General features: G+C 68.6%; 12 protein-coding genes and 2 pseudogenes. 6 read left to right on the top strand and 8 right to left on the bottom strand.

Annotated features, from left to right (window positions below):
* Nucleotides 1–26: 26 nt before the first annotated feature.
* Both O7610_RS20245 and O7610_RS20250 read right to left on the bottom strand, forming a co-directional pair.
* Nucleotides 27–362, bottom strand: a complete 336-nt coding sequence (locus O7610_RS20245; protein ID WP_289211539.1) for a transposase family protein — start codon at nt 360–362, stop codon at nt 27–29.
* Nucleotides 281–799 (bottom strand): transposase family protein, encoded by a 519-nt coding sequence (locus tag O7610_RS20250; protein WP_289211540.1) that lies wholly within the window; start codon nt 797–799, stop codon nt 281–283. Before O7610_RS20250 ends, O7610_RS20245 begins: the two co-directional genes overlap by 82 nt.
* Before the next feature lie 398 nt (nt 800–1,197).
* Between O7610_RS20250 and O7610_RS20255 the strand changes: the two genes are divergently transcribed.
* Both O7610_RS20255 and O7610_RS20260 read left to right on the top strand, forming a co-directional pair.
* Complete coding sequence (locus O7610_RS20255) at nt 1,198–2,475, top strand: IS256 family transposase (protein ID WP_502959115.1); 1,278 nt, start codon at nt 1,198–1,200, stop codon at nt 2,473–2,475.
* A gap of 76 nt (nt 2,476–2,551) precedes the next feature.
* Complete coding sequence (locus tag O7610_RS20260) at nt 2,552–3,364, top strand: tyrosine-type recombinase/integrase (RefSeq protein WP_289211541.1); 813 nt, start codon at nt 2,552–2,554, stop codon at nt 3,362–3,364.
* Nucleotides 3,365–3,948: 584 nt separating this feature from the next.
* On the opposite strand, the gene O7610_RS20265 is transcribed toward O7610_RS20260, so the two are convergent.
* The 4 genes from O7610_RS20265 to O7610_RS20280 all read right to left on the bottom strand — a co-directional run bounded on the left by O7610_RS20265 (nt 3,949) and on the right by O7610_RS20280 (nt 10,856).
* Nucleotides 3,949–4,158: a hypothetical protein gene (locus O7610_RS20265; protein ID WP_289211542.1), complete on the bottom strand. Its 210-nt coding sequence runs from the start codon at nt 4,156–4,158 to the stop codon at nt 3,949–3,951.
* 110 nt (nt 4,159–4,268) lie between these two features.
* Complete coding sequence (locus tag O7610_RS20270; RefSeq protein ID WP_289211543.1) at nt 4,269–9,473, bottom strand: caspase family protein; 5,205 nt, start codon at nt 9,471–9,473, stop codon at nt 4,269–4,271.
* The gene (locus tag O7610_RS20275) at nt 9,470–10,294 is read right to left on the bottom strand and encodes a hypothetical protein (protein ID WP_289211544.1); all 825 of its coding nucleotides are present in this window, start codon (nt 10,292–10,294) and stop codon (nt 9,470–9,472) included. Before O7610_RS20275 ends, O7610_RS20270 begins: the two co-directional genes overlap by 4 nt.
* A 391-nt stretch (nt 10,295–10,685) precedes the next feature.
* Nucleotides 10,686–10,856 (bottom strand): hypothetical protein, encoded by a 171-nt coding sequence (locus tag O7610_RS20280; protein ID WP_289211545.1) that lies wholly within the window; start codon nt 10,854–10,856, stop codon nt 10,686–10,688.
* Between the two features lie 209 nt (nt 10,857–11,065).
* On the opposite strand from O7610_RS20280, the pseudogene O7610_RS20285 reads away from it, so the two are divergent.
* The 3 genes and pseudogenes from O7610_RS20285 (at nt 11,066) to O7610_RS20295 (ending at nt 14,809) form a co-directional block, all read left to right on the top strand.
* Nucleotides 11,066–12,174: pseudogene (locus O7610_RS20285) on the top strand (IS630 family transposase).
* Between the two features lie 236 nt (nt 12,175–12,410).
* Nucleotides 12,411–13,874 (top strand): NF041680 family putative transposase, encoded by a 1,464-nt coding sequence (locus tag O7610_RS20290; RefSeq protein WP_289211547.1) that lies wholly within the window; start codon nt 12,411–12,413, stop codon nt 13,872–13,874.
* A gap of 54 nt (nt 13,875–13,928) precedes the next feature.
* Nucleotides 13,929–14,809, top strand: a pseudogene (locus O7610_RS20295) (IS5 family transposase).
* 95 nt (nt 14,810–14,904) lie between these two features.
* Here the strand turns inward: O7610_RS20295 and O7610_RS20300 are convergent.
* Nucleotides 14,905–17,955, bottom strand: coding sequence for a tetratricopeptide repeat protein (locus tag O7610_RS20300; protein ID WP_289211548.1), 3,051 nt, complete (start codon nt 17,953–17,955; stop codon nt 14,905–14,907).
* Nucleotides 17,956–18,174: 219 nt separating this feature from the next.
* Between O7610_RS20300 and O7610_RS20305 the strand changes: the two genes are divergently transcribed.
* Nucleotides 18,175–18,387, top strand: coding sequence for a hypothetical protein (locus O7610_RS20305; RefSeq protein ID WP_289211549.1), 213 nt, complete (start codon nt 18,175–18,177; stop codon nt 18,385–18,387).
* A 2,248-nt stretch (nt 18,388–20,635) separates the two neighbouring features.
* On the opposite strand, the gene O7610_RS20310 is transcribed toward O7610_RS20305, so the two are convergent.
* The gene (locus O7610_RS20310) at nt 20,636–20,839 is read right to left on the bottom strand and encodes a hypothetical protein (protein WP_289211550.1); all 204 of its coding nucleotides are present in this window, start codon (nt 20,837–20,839) and stop codon (nt 20,636–20,638) included.
* Nucleotides 20,840–21,177 lie beyond the last annotated feature (338 nt).

A 21,177-nucleotide genomic window follows, 5' to 3' on the forward strand; every position in this document is an offset into this window, starting at 1 on the left:
CTTCCCAAAACTATTTCCAGGTCGGTTCAACGCAATCCGTAAACGCGAAAGATCTCCAACTTGGTTACCGTAAGTAATGTGGCGGGGAACTGTTCCAGCGATCTGCGGAATCCGGTCTTGAGAACCTTCCAACACTTCAGGTGGGCGATCGCGCGTTCAACGGCGGCGCGGAGCCGGTTGAGCGCGGTGTTGCACGCACGTCGGACCTCGGTCAACTCCCGACCCCGGGGCTTCTTGTACGGACTCGCGATGCCGGCACCCTGGTAGCCCTTGTCACCGATCATCCCGGGCCCGCCGGGTGCGTAGTGGCCTGCCCACCGGGCGGCGATCCCGGACACGTCGAAGGCCTTCCGGTCGTGCATGCCCCCGGACACGGATCACCCACGTCGACCACCCGTCCCGCGAGGTTGGCGACCACCTGCACGTTCTGCCCGCAGAAACCCTTCTTCTCGGAGAACAACCCGTCGACGTCGTCGCGTTCCCCGACCGGCGCGACCAGACCATCGACCAGGACCGCGTCCCGGCGGGCCTGGTCACGGACCCGCTCGTACAACGGGGTCAACACCTCGTCCACCAACGGTTCCAACTCGTCCTGGTAGCGCTCCACGGTCGTCGAGCCGCAGCCGAACACCTCACCGAGCACGTCCGGCGCGAGGTTGTGCCGCAGCCCGAACAGCACCATCACCAGCGCCGTGTCCAGCGGCAACGCCCGCGGCCGTCCCACCGGCAGGTCCCAGTCCAGCAGCGCGTCCACCTGCTCGACCAACCAGTCGACTTGATCGGAGTCCAACCCGGTCATACGCTCACAACGCGGCGGCCGGCCGTTGATCGTTTGAGTCCACATAACCCGAATGATCTAGACGATGCCGGCCGCCGTCTCCACAAGCGACACGCCCGAGTTGATCACACCCGGGCCGTCACGCCACGTCACATCGACAGGGCTCGGTTCCGGATCGGCGGACCCCTTTCGGGAAGTCCTCCCGGTAGGAGCCGGTCGGCACAGATAGGACAAGTGTGATGACGATGTCGATGATCAACCCGCAGAGGCAGGACCTCCCGGCCGACGAGTGGGGTGGGTTGCGGGAACAGGCCGCCGCGGACGTACCGAGGTTGCCCCTGTCCGCCCTGGTGCTCGATGAGCAGGCGGCGAAGCAGGCCGCGCGGAAGGCGGTCGCGGACCTGGTCGACGAGCAGGCGATGGATGCGGTGTTGGCGCAGGTCAAGGGCGACGGGCTGCGGTTGACGGGGCCGGGTGGGTTCCTGTCGGAGCTGGTCAGGGTCGTCCTGGAGCGGGGGTTGCGGGCGGAGTTGACCGAGCATCTGGGCTACCGGGCGCACGATCCGGGCGGCAAGGGTTCGGGAAACTCGCGTAACGGGCACACGGCGAAGACGGTGCGGACCGAGGTCGGGCCGATCGAGGTGCGGATGCCGAGGGACCGGGCGGGCACGTTCACCCCGGTGCCGCTGCCGAAGAACGCCCGCCGCCTGGGCGGGCTCTCCGATGTGGTCATCTCCCTGTACGCCGGTGGGATGACGGTGCGCGACATCTCCCATCACCTGCACCGGGTGTACGGCACCGAGGTCGGCCCGGACACCATCTCCACCATCACCGACGAAGTTCTGGATGAGGTGAAGGCGTGGCAGCACCGGCCCCTGGACGAGGTGTACCCGATCGTCTACGTGGACGCGTTGATGGGGAAGGTCCGCGACGGCGGGCAGGTGCGCAACAAGGCCTGCTACCTCGTGGTCGGTGTGGGTGTGGACGGGGTCAAGCACGTCCTCGGGATCTGGGTGCAGCAGACCGAAGGCGCCAGATTCTGGATGCAGGTGTGCACCGAGTTGCGTAACCGCGGGGTGCGGGATGTGCTCATCGCCTGCTGCGACGGGGTGACCGGGCTGCCCGAGGCGATCGAGGCCGTGTGGCCGCACACCACCGTGCAAACCTGTGTCGTGCACCTGATCCGGGCGGCGACGCGGTTCGTGTCCTACAAAGACCGGCGGGCGATGGTCACCGCGTTGAAGGAGATCTACACCGCACCCACGGTCGAGGCCGCCGAGACGGCGCTGCTCGGCTTCGCCGACAGCCCGCTCGGGAAACGCTACCCGGCTGCGGTCGCCGTCTGGGAGCGGGCGTGGGACCGGTTCACTCCGTTCCTGGCGTTCCCGCCCGAGGTCCGCCGGATCATCTACACCACCAACGCGATCGAGTCGTTCAACTACCAGATCCGCAAGGTGATCAAGAACCGTGGGCACTTCCCGACCGACGACGCCGTGGTCAGGCTGACCTGGCTGGCCATCGCCGATATCGAGGACAAACGCGCCCGGCAACGGGCCGCCGAGGCCGGCAAGCCCCGCAACCAGGCCCGCCAGGCCCCCGGACGACTCGTCGAAGGCGCCGGCGTCCACGGCTGGAAGCAGGCCCTCAACTCCCTGGACATCTTCTTCCCCGGCCGTATCCCCATCGATGCCCGATAGTTATACAGAATAGGGCGTTACACAGACAATCGGACAGGCTTGTCCTCCGGCGGTACGCACCACCGGCCCGTCCACCATGCAACGCATCCGCGCCACCCTGCGCAAGGCACTCAACGACGCGATGGCCCGGTCCAACAACCGGCTCATCGACTTCAACCCGGCCAAGCACGTCGAACTCACACCGGCGAAGCAGCCCAAACCCCGGGTGTGGACGGACAGAGCCGTCGCACGGTGGCGCGAGACCGGACAGAAGCCCAGCCCGGTCATGGTGTGGACCCCGCAACAGGCCGGAGCCTTCCTCGACTACGCCCAGGACCACGACATCGCCCTCTACCCGGTGTTCGTAGGCATCATGCACCGAGGCATGCGTCGCGGTGAGGCACTCGGCCTGCGGGACAGCACCGTCGACCTGGACGCCGCCCTCGTCACCGTCGACCTGCAACGCACCACCGTCGGCTACGAAGCGGTCGACAAGAAGGTCAAGTCCGAGGCGGGTAACCGCACCTTCGCCCTCGACAGCTTCACCGCCGCCGCGTGGCGCGCCTACCTCGCCCGCCGCGCCCGCTGGAAGTTGGCCAGCGGCGGCAGCTGGCCGGACACCGGATGGTTCTTCGTCCAACCCGACGGCGAGAAGTGGCACCCGGACACCGTCAGCAAACGCTTCGACAGCCTCGTCCGCGACGCCGGACTGCCCCCGGTCCGGCTGCACGACCTACGACACTGCGCCGCCACCTACCTGAAAGCCTCCGGCGCCGACCTCACCGACGTCAAGGAACTCCTCGGCCACTCCACCATCACCATCACCATCACCATCACCATCACCATCACCATCACCATCACCATCACCATCACCAGCAACATCTACACCTCCGTCATCGTCGAACTTTAGGTCGAGCGGGACAAGGCGGAGGCCGCCGCCGCGCTGGTTCCCCGCCGCCGACGCACACAGGCCGCCTGACCGACCCGAACCGCCGACACCACCTCCCAGCCTCCGACCACACCAACCCCCGGACGACCCCAACCCGCGGCTGAGGACACCAGATCGCCCGACGCGTCACCCCCGGTCAGCCGCGACAGCCCCAGACCCGGGCAGCAGACGGGCGGATGCAGAAGCCGCGGCCAGGCGGAGTAGGGTTGGCCCTTGACGGGCCGTTAGCTCAATCGGCAGAGCTGAGGACTTTTAATACCCGGCGTACGCCTTTATACCCACTACTTAGCGCAAGGTGTTTTAGTCCAGATTTCTGGCCGGCAATCCAGCCGAGTACCGCGCTATATTGGCAGGTCAGCGCGGCGGTCGCGGACGGTAGTCGCCTGGTCGGCAGTCGCTCGTGGCAGAAGTCCGGTATCCAGGGGTGGAATCCGTCTGGGGTCGGTGGCATCCGATCACCCACGGAGCACCCACACCCCGGCGGCAAACGGCGAAAGGTGTATCACGTTCTGGGCCGGCCGGCGGGGTCGGACGGGTCTATCACGTCAGCGGGACGGGCGGCGGTAGATGGTGACGGCCTCCTCGATCGCAGCCAGGCCCTCCTCCCGCCGACCCACCTCACCCAGATCAACCGACCAGTTGTTCAACGATCCGGCGAGGTCGGGCAGGTAGGCGGCGGGGTTGGCATCGGCCAGCCGGCGGTAGACGCATCCGTATCTCTTCCCGTTTGGCCCGCCCGCCGGCGGACAGGCCACCACTATCGGCGTACCTCATACCTCCGGCATAGACCGGCCGTCGTCGATGGTCACGTCGACACGCCGCCTGTGATCAACCAGACCCGAACCGACCAACAGACCCCAGCCATTCAACCGCTGTAGTGCTCTAGTCGCACGCTTATGACGCCGAGAGTGGTTGCAATGGCGATGATTCCGGGAACGAGGAATGCGGTTCCATAAGCTGATTCTGGAAGATGAATCTCTGTGGTTTCGTAGGCTCGTAGGCTGGCCGTGTCCCACATCCGCACCGTCTTGTCGGCGCTGCCGGAGACGATGATGGTGCGGCCGTCGAGTTGGCCCACCGCCACCGAATGCACCCAATCGGTGTGGCCGGTGAAGGGCTGGCCGATCGGGGTGCCGGTGGCTGCGTCCCACATCCGCACCGTCTTGTCGGCGCTGCCGGAGACGATGATGGTGCGGCCGTCGAGTTGGCCCACCGCCACCGTACGCACCCAATCGGTGTGGCCGGTGAGGGGCTGGCCGATCGGGGTGCCGGTGGCTGCGTCCCACATCCGCACCGTCTGGTCGGCGCTGCCGGTGACGATGATGGTGCGGCCGTCGAGTTGGCCCACCGCCACCGACCAGACCGCGCTGGTGTGACCGGTGAAGGGCTGGCCGATCGGGGTGCCGGTGGCTGCGTCCCACATCCGCACCGTCTGGTCGGCGCTGCCGGTGACGATGATGGTGCGGCCGTCGAGTTGGCCCACCGCCACCGACCAGACCGCGCTGGTGTGACCGGTGAAGGGGTCGCCGACGGGGGTGCCGGTGGCCGCGTCCCACATCCGCACTGTCCGGTCGGCGCTGCCGGAGACGATGATGGTGCGGCCGTCGAGTTGGCCCACCGCCACCGAATGCACCCAATCGGTGTGGCCGGTGAAGGGCTGGCCGATCGGGGTGCCGGTGGCTGCGTCCCACATCCGCACCGTCTGGTCGGCGCTGCCGGAGACGATGATGGTGCGGCCGTCGAGTTGGCCCACCGCCACCGACCAGACCCTGCTGGTGTGACCGGTGAAGGGCTGGCCGATCGGGGTGCCGGTGGCTGCGTCCCATACCCGCACCGTCTTGTCGTCGCTGCCGGTGACGACGACTGGGCTGCCGTCGAGTTGGCCCACCGCCACCGTACGCACCCAACCGGTGTGGCCGGTGAGGGGCTGGCCGATCGGGGTGCCGGTGGCTGCGTCCCACATCCGCACCGTCTTGTCGTCGCTACCTGTGACAATGATGGTGCGGCCGTCGAGTTGGCCCACCGCCACCGTACGCACCCAACCGGTGTGGCCGGTGAAGGGCTGGCCGATCGGGGTGCCGGTGGCTGCGTCCCACATCCGCACCGTCTGGTCGGCGCTGCCGGAGACGATGATGGTGCGGCCGTCGAGTTGGCCCACCGCCACCGTACGCACCCAACCGGTGTGGCCGGTGAAGGGCTGGCCGATCGGGGTGCCGGTGGCTGCGTCCCACATCCGCACCGTCTTGTCGTCGCTACCTGTGACGATGATGGTGCGGCCGTCGAGCTGGCCCACCGCCACCGACCAGACCGCGCTGGTGTGGCCGGTGAAGGGGTCGCCGATCGGGGTGCCCGTGGCGGTGTCCCACATCCGCACCGTCTTGTCGTCGCTGCCGGAGACGATGACTGGGCGGCCGTCGAGCTGGCCCACCGCCACCGAACGCACCCAACCGGTGTGACCGGTGAAGGGGTCGCCGATCGGGGTGCCCGTGGCGGTGTCCCATACCCGCACCGTCCGGTCGGCGCTGCCGGAGACGACGACTGGGCGGCCGTCGAGCTGGCCCACCGCCACCGACCAGACCCTGCCGGTGTGGCCGGTGAAGGGCTGGCCGATCGGGGTGCCCGTGGCGGTGTCCCACATCCGCACCGTCTGGTCGGCGCTGCCGGAGACGATGACTGGGCTGCCGTCGAGCTGGCCCACCGCCACCGCGCTCACGTCGCCGGTGTGGCCGGTGAAGGGGTCGCCGATCGGGGTGCCCGTGGCGGTGTCCCACATCCGCACCGTCCGGTCGGCGCTGCCGGAGACGATGACTGGGCTGCCGTCGAGCTGGCCCACCGCCACCGCGCTCACGTCGCCGGTGTGGCCGGTGAAGGGCTGGCCGATCGGGGTGCCCGTGGCGGTGTCCCACATCCGCACCGTCCGGTCGGCGCTGCCGGAGACGATGATGGTGCGGCCGTCGAGCTGGCCCACCGCCACCGACCAGACCCTGCCGGTGTGACCGGTGAAGGGCTGGCCGATCGGGGTGCCCGTGGCGGTGTCCCACATCCGCACCGTCCGGTCGGCGCTGCCGGAGACGATGATGGTGCGGCCGTCGAGCTGGCCCACCGCCACCGACCAGACCCTGCCGGTGTGACCGGTGAAGGGCTGGCCGATCGGGGTGCCCGTGGCGGTGTCCCATACCCGCGCCGTCCGGTCGGCGCTGCCGGAGACGACGACTGGGCGGCCGTCGAGCTGGCCCACCGCCACCGCGCTCACGTCGCCGGTGTGGCCGGTGAAGGGCTGGCCGATCGGGGTGCCCGTGGCGGTGTCCCACATCCGCACCGTCCGGTCGGCGCTGCCGGAGACGACGACTGGGCGGCCGTCGAGCTGGCCCACCGCCACCGCGCTCACGTCGCCGGTGTGGCCGGTGAAGGGCTGGCCGATCGGGGTGCCCGTGGCGGTGTCCCACATCCGCACCGTCCGGTCGGCGCTGCCGGAGACGACGACTGGGCGGCCGTCGAGCTGGCCCACCGCCACCGCGCTCACGTCGCCGGTGTGGCCGGTGAAGGGCTGGCCGATCGGGGTGCCCGTGGCGGTGTCCCACATCCGCACCGTCCGGTCGGCGCTGCCGGAGACGACGACTGGGCGGCCGTCGAGCTGGCCCACCGCCACCGCGCTCACGTCGCCGGAGTGGCCGGTGATGGTGTGGTGGGGTGTGGACAGGCGGCAGGATGCCCAGTCGGTGGCGAATGGCAGCGGTAGGCCGCTGTCCGCGATCGCTTGGGCGAGTTTCGGGGCACGCGCGCAGCGGGCGGTGAGTTGCAGGTAGGCGGCGCGCTGGCCGGTGGGGGCGGTACGGAGTCGGGCGAGAGCGCGGCGGTAGGCGTCAGCGGCGGCGTGACCGTCCGGGGTGCGGGTGTGGGGTAGCGCGGCGGACAGCGGCGCCGGGGGCGTATCGAGCAGGAACCGCGGCTGGGTGATCAGTGCGTCGAGGCGGTCGGTGCCAGCGGCGTGGGTGGCGATGGTCGCCGCCGTGTACGGGTGGGCGCGGGACCAGTCCGGGGTACCGTCGACCAGCCGGGGGACCCGATCGGCCAGAACATCGACAATCGCAGCCTGATCGGCTTCGGTGTCCCGATCCTCCCGCAGATGCTCGGCGAGAGATTCGTGGTACAGGCGGTACACCGAGCGGCGGTCGAGACTGGTTTCGATGATGTAGTAGCCGGCCTGCTCGATCAGCCACTCCAAGTCGGCGTTCGTGCACGGCCGTCCGGTCAGCGCATGCACGAGTCGGGGCCACACGTCCTCCCACGGCATACCGGTCGCTTCGGCGTAAGCCAGGGGCAACAGCAGGTCACGGGCGCGGGAGGCCTGGCCGCGCAACCGCTGGTCGAGATCCTGGCTCATCGCGTCGGCGGCGTGCCGGGGAAGCCCCGCCCGCCACGTCGGATCATGCGGATTGGCGACCGGTTCCGGACGCAACGCGAGGCTGCGGGCGGTGATCAACGCGACCAGGAACGAGTCACCCGCGCTGGCCGCGACCGCGTCGGCGACCGCGTCCACGAAAGCAGCAGGCTGTCCCCGGTACGGGGAGGTGTCGACCAGTTCGGTCAGGCACCTCCGCGCGTACCGGTGCACACTGGCGCGGTCGGCGAACTCCGGCCGGTCGAGATCCACCAGCCGGACCGGCTGGCCTAGAGCCTCGACCAGATGCGATCGGGTGCCGATCATCATCCGCAGCGGTACCCGCCCGGCGGCGGCCACCAGCGGTGCCAGGACCTGCTCCACCACCGGAGAACCACGATCACGCCGGGCCTCGCGGCTGTCCACGGCCTCGTCGACCGCGTCCACCACCACGACGACCGGCTCAGCATCACGGGCGAGCCCACGGACCAGGGCGCTGACCGAATCCACGTCACCGATGCTGTCGACACCGACCGCCTCGGCGAGCGCGGCCAGCAGATCCTGTGGAGTCTGCCCCCGGGCATGCACGAAGCGGCGGATCGCGCCGTCGGCGGGAATCGTGTCAGCGGGCAACAGATGCAGATTCGGCACCCACCGCCGGCGGCGCGGATCGGCAAGCACATCCAGACGCGCCAGCAGCGCTGACTTGCCCGAACCCGGCCGGCCGGTGACCACCAACGTCGCCGGCCCGGTACCCGCCAGCCACCGGGTCGCCTCCCGCAACGCGGCATGCCGACCGGTGAACAACCACAGATCATCCCGGCCGGCCGGGGCGTCCAGCCCTCGCGCACGCGGGTCGACATGATGACGGCGTTCCCGCTCCCGTGCGTCCCGCTGGGCGCGCAGGTCACGGGTACGCAGGTCGTAGTCGCTGAACCAGTCGTCGAAACGCGGGTTCGGGAAAAACTCCGCAGCCTTCTCCCCAACGAACATCAACCGGGCCCGCTGAGACGGGGGAGTCCGCGCGTTGATCGCGGTGACCAGCGCGTCCAACGGCAGGAACGGCACCTCGAAACCGGCCACCGACCGATCCCGCACCGCGCCGGCCAACGCCTGGGTGAACGCCCCCGCCACGGCACTCTGATAGTCCCGCGCGGCGACGATCACCGCGACGGACGGGGCACCGGCGAAACCTCGCAGCCGAGACAGAAAATCTGCGGCACCGGCACTCATCCGCACGGCCGCGCTGCCCCCGTAGCAGGTGTCCAACACGAACAACAGCTGCTGCCCGGCCACCTGGTCCGGCGTGTGGCTGTCCAGAATCCGCCCGGTCAGGTCCCCGGCCCGCACCGAGCCGTAGGCGAGATCGACGGTATCGGCCATCGGCAGCAGCAGATCACCGTGGTGGTCGACACCGTGCCCGGTGTAGTAGACCACCACCACATCGTCCGGTCGCCGCTGCGGATCGGTCAGGAACGCACGGAGCCGGTCCTGAAAGTCCCGCGCCCCCATCCCTATCCCGAAGCTTGGCACCACCGAGTAGCCCAACCCGGTGAACAACTCCCGAGCCCGCCACAACTCGTCGCCAAGCTCAGGCCGGTCGCCCAACCCCAGATCCTGCTGGTAGACAGTGGTTGCCGCGCCGACGAAGAACCGCCGAGCTGGACCGCCACCCGCTGCCGAGGTCACCGCAACCCCGCCAGCACCGCCGCACCGGTCTCCGCAGCCGACAGATACCGCTCAACAGAGTGAGCGGCCACCCCGTTGCTGATGCCCACATCGGTTACTCGATCGCCGAACACCTCACGCAGCCTCGGCCGTAACGCCACAAAGTCCCCATCGTCGGTGATGTTCACCCAACGCCGCACACCCGGCCACACCCCCACCAGATCACCCTGCGGGTTGCGTAACGGCTCCGGTCGCAGCCGGTGCGTCACGACATGCGGCACCCCCAACGGCGAACCCAACGTCACCAGATCCGTCACCGGCCACTGCGGATGCGCACACAACGCCTCGTACGCCACCACCGACCCCAACGAATGCGCCACCACCACCCGCGTGTCCGGCCCGATCACGGCCGCGAACCGCCCCTGAATCTCCGCCCGCACCTCCGGCTGCCCGAAATAGGCGGAAACCTGCTTCAGCCAGAACACCAACACCCGCTCCGACACCCGAACCAGAAAACGCGACCCCGCCAACGCCAACACCGCCGCCCGCACCGACGCCACCCCACCCAACGACCGCCCATCCGGCGACCCCACCAGCGGATCCACCGCCGCCGCAGCCCGCCACCACTCCACCAACAACTCGGTCTCCAGACCCGCCTCGACATCGTCCGCCGTCAACGGCGGCACACCCGCGTCGAGAAAACGCCCCGGCGCACGAAACACATCACCAAACGCCACAAAATCAAGATCGTCGGCAGTCAGCGCGTCCCGCACCCCACCAGCCAACTCGACCCCGCCCAACAACGCAGGACCCCACACCGCAACCATCTGCGGACGCGTCAAGAACGTATTCAAGATCCCATGAACCGCAACCACCCTCGCCACAGCCCAGCAGGCTACGCCGGACAGGCACCAAAACCAGAGTCCTGACTCACGAATGTCAACAACCCGACCAAGCGACCACGATCCGCCACCCGACAGCCTCGCACGCCGGCAGCCCGTCCAAGGAGGCAATGAATCACGCCCAAAGACTGCTTACTCATCTGCCGCAGGCCGCGCGTCACGCAGCGTGGTCTGTCGAGCCGCGCGGTCCAAGGTAAGTGCCCTGGCCGGGGCAGCATCTCTAACCCGGGCCGACCGCTCCACGCACCACGACCGCGATGGCGAGCCAGACGAAGTACGCGACGACGCTGACGCCAACCATAATCAGTGCCTTAAGAGTCGTGTAACCACGTCACGCTACGGCTTCCTCGGCCGCCGACTCCGCGACGATCGCCACCACGACGATCGGGTCGACCTGGGTTCCGGCTGAGCGGCGCAGTCCGTGAATCGCTTCCTCGGCGGAACGGGCCAGGTGGTACGGGTGGCCGGACGTCATGGCCGACCACGCGTCCGCGACCGCCACGCCCCGGGGTCAACAAGATCCGGCTGCCGGCCAGCCGGTCCGCGATGACCCGAGATCGCTACCGGCTCTGACCCGTCCTGAGCCGCGCTAGTGCGTTGTCCATGAACGTTCACCGGGTCGGCGACACGCCGGGCGGCGTCCGCTGGTAGTCGCTGGTCACGGCTCACTCTCGACGGCGGTGATATTGGCTGTCGAGAGGTGGTGGCGGGGTGGCCGAGCCGGTACGGGCACGGCGGTTGACGCAAGAAGAAGGCCGTAACTCGTCCGCCGGGGCAAGCACGATTCGGTCCGGGTGCGGCGGGCGCTGATCATCATGGCGTCGGCGTCCGGGACACCGGTCCCGGCGATCGCCCGGCTGATCGCCGGCCACGAGGACACCGTCCGCGACGTGATCCACGCGTTCAACGAGATCGGTCTCCGCGCGCTGGACCCTCAGTGGGCGGGAGGCCGTCCCCGCCGGATCAGTGACGACGATGAAGCGTTCATCGTCGCGACGGCCAAGGCCCGCCCGCGCACCCTCGGGCGGCCTTTCACCTGCTGGAGCCTGCGTAAACTCGCCGACTACCTGGCCACCGACGCCGCCCGGACGGTGGACGTGGGCCGGGAACGGCTGCGGCAGGTCCTGCGACGTCACGAGGTCAGCTGGCAGCGGACCCGCACCTGGAAGGAATCGACGGACCCGGACTTCGACGCCAAACTCGACCGGATCGAGGAGGTGACCGGCAGGTTCCCGACCCGCTGCTTCGCGTTCGACCAGTTCGGGCCGTTGTCGATCCGTCCGCACCACGGTCGCGGCTGGGCGGCGCGGTCGCGTCCCGGCCGGCTGCCGGCGACCTACCGTCGCACGCACGGCATCCGGTACTTCCACGGCTGCTACAGCCTCGGCGACGACCAGCTCTGGGGTGTCAACCGCCGCCGCAAGGGCGCGGATCACACCCTGTCCGCGTTGAAGTCGATCCGCGGGGCGCGGCCGGACGGCGCCCCGATCTACGTCGTCCTGGACAACCTGTCGGCGAACAAGACCCCGGCGATCCGGGCCTGGGCTGCCCGTAACGGGGTCGAGCTGTGCCTCACGCCGACCAGCGCGTCCTGGGCCAACCCGATCGAAGCGCAGTTCGGGCCGCTGCGGATGTTCACCATGGCGAACTCGAACCACCCCAACCACACCGTCCTGTCCCGAGAGATGCAGAAGTACCTGCGTTGGCGCAACGCCAACGCCCGCCACCCGGACGTGCTGGCCGCGCAACGCCGCGAAAGAGCCCGGGTCCGCAGCGAACGCCAGCACCGCTGGGGCCGTCCCCGGACCAAGGCCGCCTGACTGATCAGACCCGGTGAACGTTCATGGCCAACGCACTAGCTTGATTTTTAACCCGTCGGTGGCGGGCGCCGGTCGCTCCTGTGAGGATTCCGGCGTGTCGGGCTGGCGTGGGAACGGCCACCGTTGATGATCTTCGGGTTCCCTGGCAAGGACGCGAGATCAAGGCGGTGGCCGTGGCCACGATTTTGGCCCATCTGAGTGGGCTGGTGTTACCCCGCTCTGTCTCGACCGGGCCGGTGAGGGATCCGGCGGAGGTGTTGGCCGGGTTTCGGCGGGACTTCCACCAGGCCCTGTCACGGCGGTCGGATGCGTTGTTCGAGTTGACCGACGCGGTGTTGTGCGCGGATGGGCCGGTGCGGTCGTTGCCCGGGTTGTCGCTGGTAGCGGAGTACCGCCGTGGGCACGGCGCGTTGTACGACGCCTTGGCCGCCGGGCGGGTTGACGTGCAACGGCTGCGTACGGCGGTGGCGGCGGTGCCGCCGCCGCGGGCGGCTGACGGGCGGCTCGTCCTGGCCGTGGATGTGACGTGCTGGCTGCGGCCGGAGGCGCACACGTCGCCGGAGCGGATCCTGTGTCACACCTACGGCCGTGGCAGGGACCAGCACATCGGAGTTCCAGGCTGGCCGTATGCGTTCGTTGTGGCGTTGGAGACCGGCCGCACCTCGTGGACCGCACCGCTGGACGCGGTCCGCTTGGCTCCGGGTGCGGATCTGGCGGCGGTGACCGCCGCCCAGTTGCGGGACGTGGTCGGCCGGTTGATCGCCGCCGGCCATTGGCGGCCCGGCGATCCGCAGGTCTGGGTGGTGATGGACGCAGGCTACGACGCGGCCCGCCTGGCCTGGCTGCTGCGGGACCTGCCGGTGCGCGTCCTGGCCAGGCTGCGCTCGGACAGGGTCCTGCGCCGACCCGCGCCACCACCGCTGCCCGGCCGGCGGGGCCGGCTGCCCCGCCACGGCGCCGAGTTCATCTTCGGCGACCCCCGCAGTTGGGGTGCCCCGGATGTGACCACGGTGACCGATACCCGCCTCTACGGCACCGTCACCGCCCGAGCCTGGCACCGCTTGCATCCGAGACTGACCCGCCGCGCGGCCTGGACCGACTGCCCTGCACTGCCGATCCTGGAAGGCACCGTGATCCGTCTCGACGTCGGGCGGCTGCCGTCGGGCGCGACCGCGAAACCGGTATGGTTGTGGTGGTCCACCGGTATCGACCACGAGCCGGGCCACGATCCCAGCCCGGATCCGGCGATGATCGACCTGTTGTGGCAGGCGTTCCTACGCCGTTTCGACATCGAGCACACGTTCCGGCTGTTCAAGCAGACCCTCGGCTGGACAGTGCCGAAACTGCGCGACCCGCACGCCGCCGACCGGTGGACCTGGCTGATCATCGCCGCCTACACGCAGCTGAGGCTGGCCCGGCCACTGACCGCCGACCTGCGTCACCCATGGGAACGACCAGCGCCACCCGAACGGCTCACCCCATCCCGGGTCCGCCGCGGATTTCGGCACCTACGTCCGACAAGCACCTGCCCCGCCAGCGCGCCGAAACCCACCCGGCCAGGCCCCGGACGACCACCCGGCACGCCCAACCGTCACCCCACCCGCCGCTACGACGTCCACACCGTCACCAGCAGCCAAACCGGGAAGACGACCTCCAGAAAGAAGAAATCGGTCAATCCCAGACCACGCCGCACAGGTTAAAGATCAAGCTAGGGCGTGTCTCGCGGATCTTGGGTGTGGTTCGTTGTCCCTTGTATGGCACGGTTTGATCTGACGGATGACGAGTGGACGATCCTGGAGCCGTTGTTGCCCGAGCAGCCGGTTCGGGGTGGTCAGCGGCGCGATCACCGACAGGTGATCAACGGGATCTGCTGGGTGAAGCGCACGGGTTCGCCGTAGCGGGACGCGCCGGAGCGGTACGGGCCGTGGAAGACCCTAGCCGGACAGTTCCGCTGGTGGGCGGCCGACGGTACGTGGGCCAGGCTGAAGGCGCATGTGATCGCCGGTGGCCGAGGCGGACGGTGACGTCGACTGGCACGCCCAGGCCGATTCGACGGTGGTGCGGGCCCATCAGCACGCCGCCGGGGCTCGTCAAGGGGGCTGGACGCCAAGCAGGCGCAGACGCGCGAGGGTCTGGGTCGTTCACGTGGGGGACTGACCACGAAGGTGCGCTCTATGACCGACGGGCGGGGCCGGTCGCTCGCCACGCGGATTACGCCGGGTCAGGCATCGGACACCAGGCAGTTGGTGGCGTTGCTGGACCAGGTGTCGGTGAAACGTCCTGGTGGTGTCGGCCGGCCTCGTGAGCGTCTGGACTCGCTGTCGGCGGACAAGGCGTACTCCTCGAAGGCGAACCGGGCCGCGTTGCGTGCCCGCAAGATTGAGGCGGTGATCCCCGAGCTGGCAGACCAGAAGGCCAACCGGGTAAGGAGAGGATCTTCCGGTGGACGTCCACCGGTCTTCGATCCTGACCGGTAAAGGCGGCGTAACCAGGTCGAGCGGGGGGTTTCGGCCGGCGGAAGCAGTGGCGTGGCCTGGCGACCAGGTACGACAAGCTTTCCGAGTCGTACCAGGCCACGCTCGACCTTGCTGAAACCCTCGACTGGCTCCGCGCGGTCCCGGACCGTACGTCATGATCCGCGAGAAACGGCCTTGCAGCCGGGCCAGAAGATGCTGCAAGTGCAGCCCCGAGGCCCGCGAAAATGAAGCGCGCGCGCCCGGTTGAAGTTGGTCAACCGCCCGGCTGTCCCCACTTTCCAGTATCGGCCCAGGCTCGGAGGATTGCGATCGCCTCATCAACGCGCTCCTTTCCGGTAGACATCACGGCCAATAACAGATCGCTGTAACCGTCGCCAGCATCGGCCCGGGCTTGGATTGCGATCGCCTCGTCAACACGGCCTTGCCGGGCAAGTAGGCTGGCTAGCACTTTGGATGCGGCCAGATCGCCGGCATCGGCACTGGCTTGGAGAATGGCGATCGCCTCATCAACACGGCCCTGTTGGGCTAGGATCACAGCCAACGACAGCGCGGCCTGCCTGTCGCCGGCATTGGCTCGGGCTCGCAATTCGTCAGCACGCCCCTGCTTAGCGAGTGGGTCGGCCAACTGTCGGCCTGCGGACGGCAATCGAGCATCGGCGATAGGTTGAAGAATGGCGATCGCCTCATCGACACGACCCGGACGGACGAACATCAAAGCCAGCAACCAAATGGCATCCCAGTCGCCGGCATCGGCTCGAGCCCGCAACTCGTCAACGCTTCTGCGGGCAAGCAGCCCGGCTACAAACTGATCCCCGGCATCGGCGCGGGCTTGGAGAATAGCGATCGCCTCATCAACATCGCCCCGCCCGGCCAACAGATTAGCCAACGACAGCGCGGCCTGCCTGTCGCCGGCATTGGCTCGGGCTCGCAACTCGTCAACACGCCTCTGCTTAGCGAGCAGATCGGCCAACCGCCAGTCCGCGCCCCACAGTCCAGCATCGGCGCCGGCTTGGAGAATAGCGATCGCCTCATCAACATCGCCCCGCCCGGCCAACAGATCAGCCAATGACACCGCAGCCTCCCGGTTACCGGCATCGGCACTGGCTTGGAGAATGGCGATCGCCTCATCAACACGATCCTGACGGACGAGCAGGCTGGCCAACGGCTCGGCGGCGCCCTGGTCGCCAGCGCTGACCCTGAGTCGTAGGTGACGGGCGCGCGAGATACGGGCAAGGTGGTCTTGGAAAATGGCGTGACGGAACTGGTAGACCGGGCCAGCTTGGCGTAGAACGCCGCGGTAGTGGGCACCGGCCAGAAAGTGTTGCAGGCGCCAGGGCAACCAGCCGTACAGGGCGAGACGGGCATGGGTCAGCCGGAACAGCGTCCAGGTCCAGCCTCCAGCGACAAGACCGGCGGTAGTGCCATAGACCAAGGCGGCGGTGATACCGATAGCCGAGGACGGCGACGTATGGGCCAGTTCCCCTGCGAGGGTGAACACCGTACCGCTTGTCAGAGCCTGTGGAACTGCGGCGGCGGCGATGTTACGGCGGTTGTTAGCCAGGTCAGCTGCGGCGGTGGCGGCCTGGCGGGTCGATGGAGCCGGCCGCCAGGACGGCAGGACCGCAGTGAGGAGTCCGCAGATCAGCCCGGCCGGCAACACGGCTGTCCAGCTGGTGGTGATTATCCCGGTCAGCAGTCCACCGCCGATCCCGTATACCAGTGGTAGCGCGACCATCTGGGCTCGGCGTCGACGAAGCGTCTGGGACTTCAGGCGGGTGTAGGGCGGATAGCCGTGCGGCCACAGCGGCCGCAACCAGCCGCTGGCTGCCGTCGTCATGATGAGTACCCCCGTGACGGCCGACCAGAGACCACTAGCCCCAACGGCGGCGCCGACCAGTCCCGCGACCAGTCCGCCTGCGACGACCGCCATACGCCTAGTCTCGGTCGACGTCTGACGTGGGCGGGCTGCGAGGAGACCAGGGTCGATCTGCCACCAGTGCAGGTCGCGGGTGCCGCTCTGGTACAGGTGGTATGCCAAACAAGTCAGCCACCGGCGGGTCCGGTCTGGATCATCACGTCGTTGCCGCGAACCGACTTGACCATTCCGCCAACCAGATGGGTGACCGTAGGCGGCGGTGACGAACGCGTCCATCAACCGGTCCGTGATCGCCTGCCGCGTCGCCAGCCCAAGCAGCTCGGCCGGATCCGTTCCCGGATTTTGATAGGCGGTGCGGGCCAATGCCACCATCAACGGTGTAGACAACGCTCGCGCCAGCGGATCCGCCGGAGTCATCATGTCCGACCCGTCGCCATCAGAGCGTGAGCGAAGGTGGGTGAACACCGGTTCCCAGCGTGGATGGGCTGGTTCCGGGTAGGACAGATACGCAATCGCCGCTTCGACAGTGACCGGTTCGAGTTCCACCACTGCCGCAGTCGTCAAGATGGTCTCGCTGCGGATTGCCGCCTCCTCGTACTCGCGGGCACGGCAGGTCACCACCAGAGACCGGCCCGCTGCGGCGTAGCTGTCGAGGGCTTGCAGCGCCGAGTCGATCGCCTGGGCAGGCAGTTCGTCCAGACCATCCAGTACAGGCATCACCTGCCGGTGTTCCACCAGCCGTTCGGCCACCGCCTGCGGGTCGCCGTAGCCGGCCAGGACATCGGCGTAGTCATCGGTCAGCCGCCGCGCCACGAACACGTCCACCGGCTCGTCCGGAGTCCAGGCATTGATCGCCAACAGCACCGGCACCGGCACCGGCTCACCCTCAGCCCTGGTACGGATCAACCCGAGGGTCAACAGCATCGCGAACACGCTCTTACCCGCGCCCGGCTCACCCAGCACCATCAACTGCCGCTGCGGCAGAGCCCGGAACGCAGCCACGACTTGCTCGTTGAGCGCATCGGCCTGCCCACGCAGGGGGAACTGCTGCCAGTCGCCCGGCTGGTCACCGATCACCGTTCCGCGGCTGGCCGCAGGGCGGCTCGTTGACGACCAGGACACCCGCAGCGGCACTGGCCGGGTGACGTCACGCCGTACGGCCTCCTCAGCCCAGTTCCGCTCCAACCGGGCCGCGAGATCCCCGACAACACCAGCGTCCGAGCCACCCGTTGGCATCCGGGCGTACTGCACCCGCAGCGACGCGACTACCAACAGCCCAACGGCCATCCACACTGCCCACGGCCACCACCACCAGGTTTCCGGAGGCTCCACTGTATTCGTAGCCATGTTCCCAACCAACGCAAGCGCCATGCCGAGAAGAAGCACCGCGGCCGGCATCGACAACCGACGACCCGAACGAAGGCTCATCCAGCCCTCCCCGATTAGTCCCCAGCGCTGAGAAACGACGAAACCTAGCCTGACAGCCCACGGCTACCACCCCCACCTGCAGGCCCAGGCCGAGTCGCTCGATGACCGCGACGAGACGAGCCCACCAGCGCAGGGTTCGCCGGCGGAGCACGCACCGCCGGACACCCCGACCTGGCCGACCAACTCTGGCCAATTCGACCCACCGTCCGGTGGGCCCGGGTGACGTTCTACGGCAACCTGTTCCTCACCCCCGACCAACAGGGCCAGGCCATCGATCTCACCGAGGCGCAACGCGACCTCGCCGACGACATCGCCGTCGAATGGCTCACCAACGCGTTGGACTCCACCAGGCCCGCGACGCCAGCACCGCCCGCCAGGAACTACAGGCGCTGCAGCACGACCCCACCGACGCCCAAGGGATACGCGGAATGACCACCCGCGCGTTCGTCCCTCGACCGCATTTCCTGGTTCGGTGCCGCCGGTTTCCACCTCGCCGGCCTCAACGCGTCCGTCGGCCAGGCCGTGCGCTACCTCACCGAACCCGCCATCCGGAAAGCCGCCATCGCCACCGTCCACGAACACCTCGACGACGACACCCGCGTCGTACTCGCGCACAGCCTCGGCTCTATCGTCGCCTACGAAGCCCTCCACGCCCGACCGCAAACCCTGCCCCTGCTCATCACCCTCGGCAGCCCCCTCGGACTAGCCTCCGTAATCCGCCGCTGCAACAACCCCCCGCCTACCCCGCCGGCCTGCAATGCTGGATCAACCTCGCCGACCGCGACGACATCGTCGCCGCCCGCACGAACCTCACCGCAACCTTCGACAAGCAACGCCCCACCGAGGCCACCTTCGAGAGCACCTACACCGTCGACAACGGCGCCCAACCCCACCGCGCCACCTTCTACCTCACCAAACCCACCATCGGCGGCGCCATCGCCGACGCGCTACCCACCGACATCCGCAACGAGTGAGGATCTCAACCACCCATCGGGTGTATGGCATCCTACGAAGCCGCTTGATCCTGCCTCCCGGAATCAGAGGCGGTCACCGCCTGGCGGGAAGATCCGGCCGCTGACCTACACGCCGCCGGGTGATCCTGGCCGAGCCAGGAAACGGGCGATGGTCGGTCGGGCCCCCGCCAGAACAACCGTACGCACGCGCCGAATCGTCGCATCGCCTGGTCGAACGCCTGATGCCGACGCAGGAGCCCGGCAAGCGCGGGCGTCTCCCCGAAGCCGCGGTACCGGGCCACGGTCCGGCCAGCACGGGCAGCAGCCGCAAGCGCGGGAAGTACGGAGCCGGCGACGTTGACCGGGTCCGGCTCGTACGCGATCTCCTGTTGTCCGGTTCGTGCGCTTTTGACCAGGCCCCATGGCATTCCGTGCACGGTCGCCGACAGCAGCGCGTACACCTTCGGCATGTCCGGGAAGGCCTCCTCAACCAGGTCCGAGGACCTGGTGGCCATCGGAAACTCGGGGCCGCCCGGTCGTACCCGAATCCCCTTGATCCGGTTGCCGGTCCGGTTCGGAACCGTCTCGATCCTCGGCTGCCGGACAGATTCAGCAGCTGGTCCAGCTCGGCCTGAACTCCTGGTCCAGGGGCAGCCATGTACGGGTTGCCCGGGATGCCGGCGGCGCCGCTGGCGGCGGCATCGGCGTCAGCGAGTAGGAAAGCCACACCTCGTCCAAGCCGAACGTCGTACGGCTGACCGTCAGCGAACAGGTGCACCATGAGGGCGGCGGCCTCTACCGCCGAGCGTGCCAGGCTTGCGTGCGCGTAGAGCGGCACCGCCTCCCGCGGTCGCGCCAGCAGCGCTCCGAGACATCGCACGTGATCGGCGACCGACACCGCCACATGGAGACCGGCCACCACCGCCCGGCGTCCCAGAGCGTGCCGGTCCTCGCTGCGCGTCGCCGTCAGCGACGCCCGGTGGTCCTGGCTGGCCGGCGCACCCGGTGGAGCGGTGGTCGCCAGCACGGCGCTGAGCAGGCTCTGCAACTCGTCAGCCTGTTCCGCGCAGTCCCTGCCCGCGCGGGCAAGAAACGCTGCTACAGGATCACTGCGGGTCACAACTACCTCATCTCGAACACGGCGGTAGGCCCAGTCATGGTGCCCGGCGTGCTACCACCGGCGCATCAGGGGATTCCGCACGGACGTCACCCGACCCGTGCGGGGCCTCACCGGGGCCGGCTGTTCACAGCTGTGGACAGCCGAGCCACCCAGTTCACCCAGCCGCACCATGGTCGGTTCAGGTAGGGATGCCCATACTTAGGCGTCGACGGTGAACGCCTGAGCGCCCGGCCCGCCAGCCACTACGGTCGCCCCGACCAGAAAGTCCATTAACCAGTATCTACATGAGGAACCCGGCTGCCATATGAGTAGGCTCTGCCGGGGCGCCAGCATCGCGCAGGCCCCGCTTTCTATCTGCCCAGACCTCGGGTCGACTGTCGCCGTCACTTACGACACACCGACCGAAACCCATCCGTGCGGCCGGCTGGCTCAGCGAACGCCAGCGCCGGCAGGTCTTCGCGGCATGCTGGGCCCTGCTAGTGCAGCCGGGCACCTCGGGCCTGCCGCCGTGGGAGCTGGGCGCGGACGTGGCGGGTGAGGTCGCCCGGGTGAGGCCGAACTGTGAGGCCACGTCCCCGGCGAGTTCATCGAGCTTGTACGCCACATGTCACCTCTCGGGGCGGCTGGTCACGAAGTGCGCAGCCGCGATGAACAGAAAGAAGGCACCAGAGCAGCCGGCGCCCGCAATCAAGATTGACCCTGGGACCGACCTGCCGTCTAGCCAGGACAGGAGCCCGGCGGCGGCGCCAACGATGATGGCTGCCAGCAGGCCGATGGCGAACCAGAGCGCCCGGGTGGTGGTGTCGTGCATTGCGAAGCCTCCTGAAGACCTACTCCTCCCTTGAGGAGCAGTCGGATTGCTTCGCCTTGCTTCACAAGTCTCCGGCAAGTTGAGGCAGAGTCAAGGATCCCAGAGGTTTACTCAACCGTGGCGGGCGCGCCGTCGGTGCCGATCAGGCCTGGCCGCTTGCGCACCGGCCGTCGCGGGCGGCGTCGGTCCGGGGCGGGGCGGGGCGGGGACGGATCGAGAACAGCCAGGTCGGAGCGGCACTGGAGGCAGGGGTGTCAGCCGCGGGGTGAACGGCCCGGTCCCATCCCAGCGGGACCTAGATCCGCACCGGTACGCACCGTCTCGTCCCCGTGGCCGCT

The sequence above is a fragment of the Solwaraspora sp. WMMA2065 genome (genome assembly GCF_030345075.1).
Taxonomy (GTDB): domain Bacteria; phylum Actinomycetota; class Actinomycetes; order Mycobacteriales; family Micromonosporaceae; genus Micromonospora_E.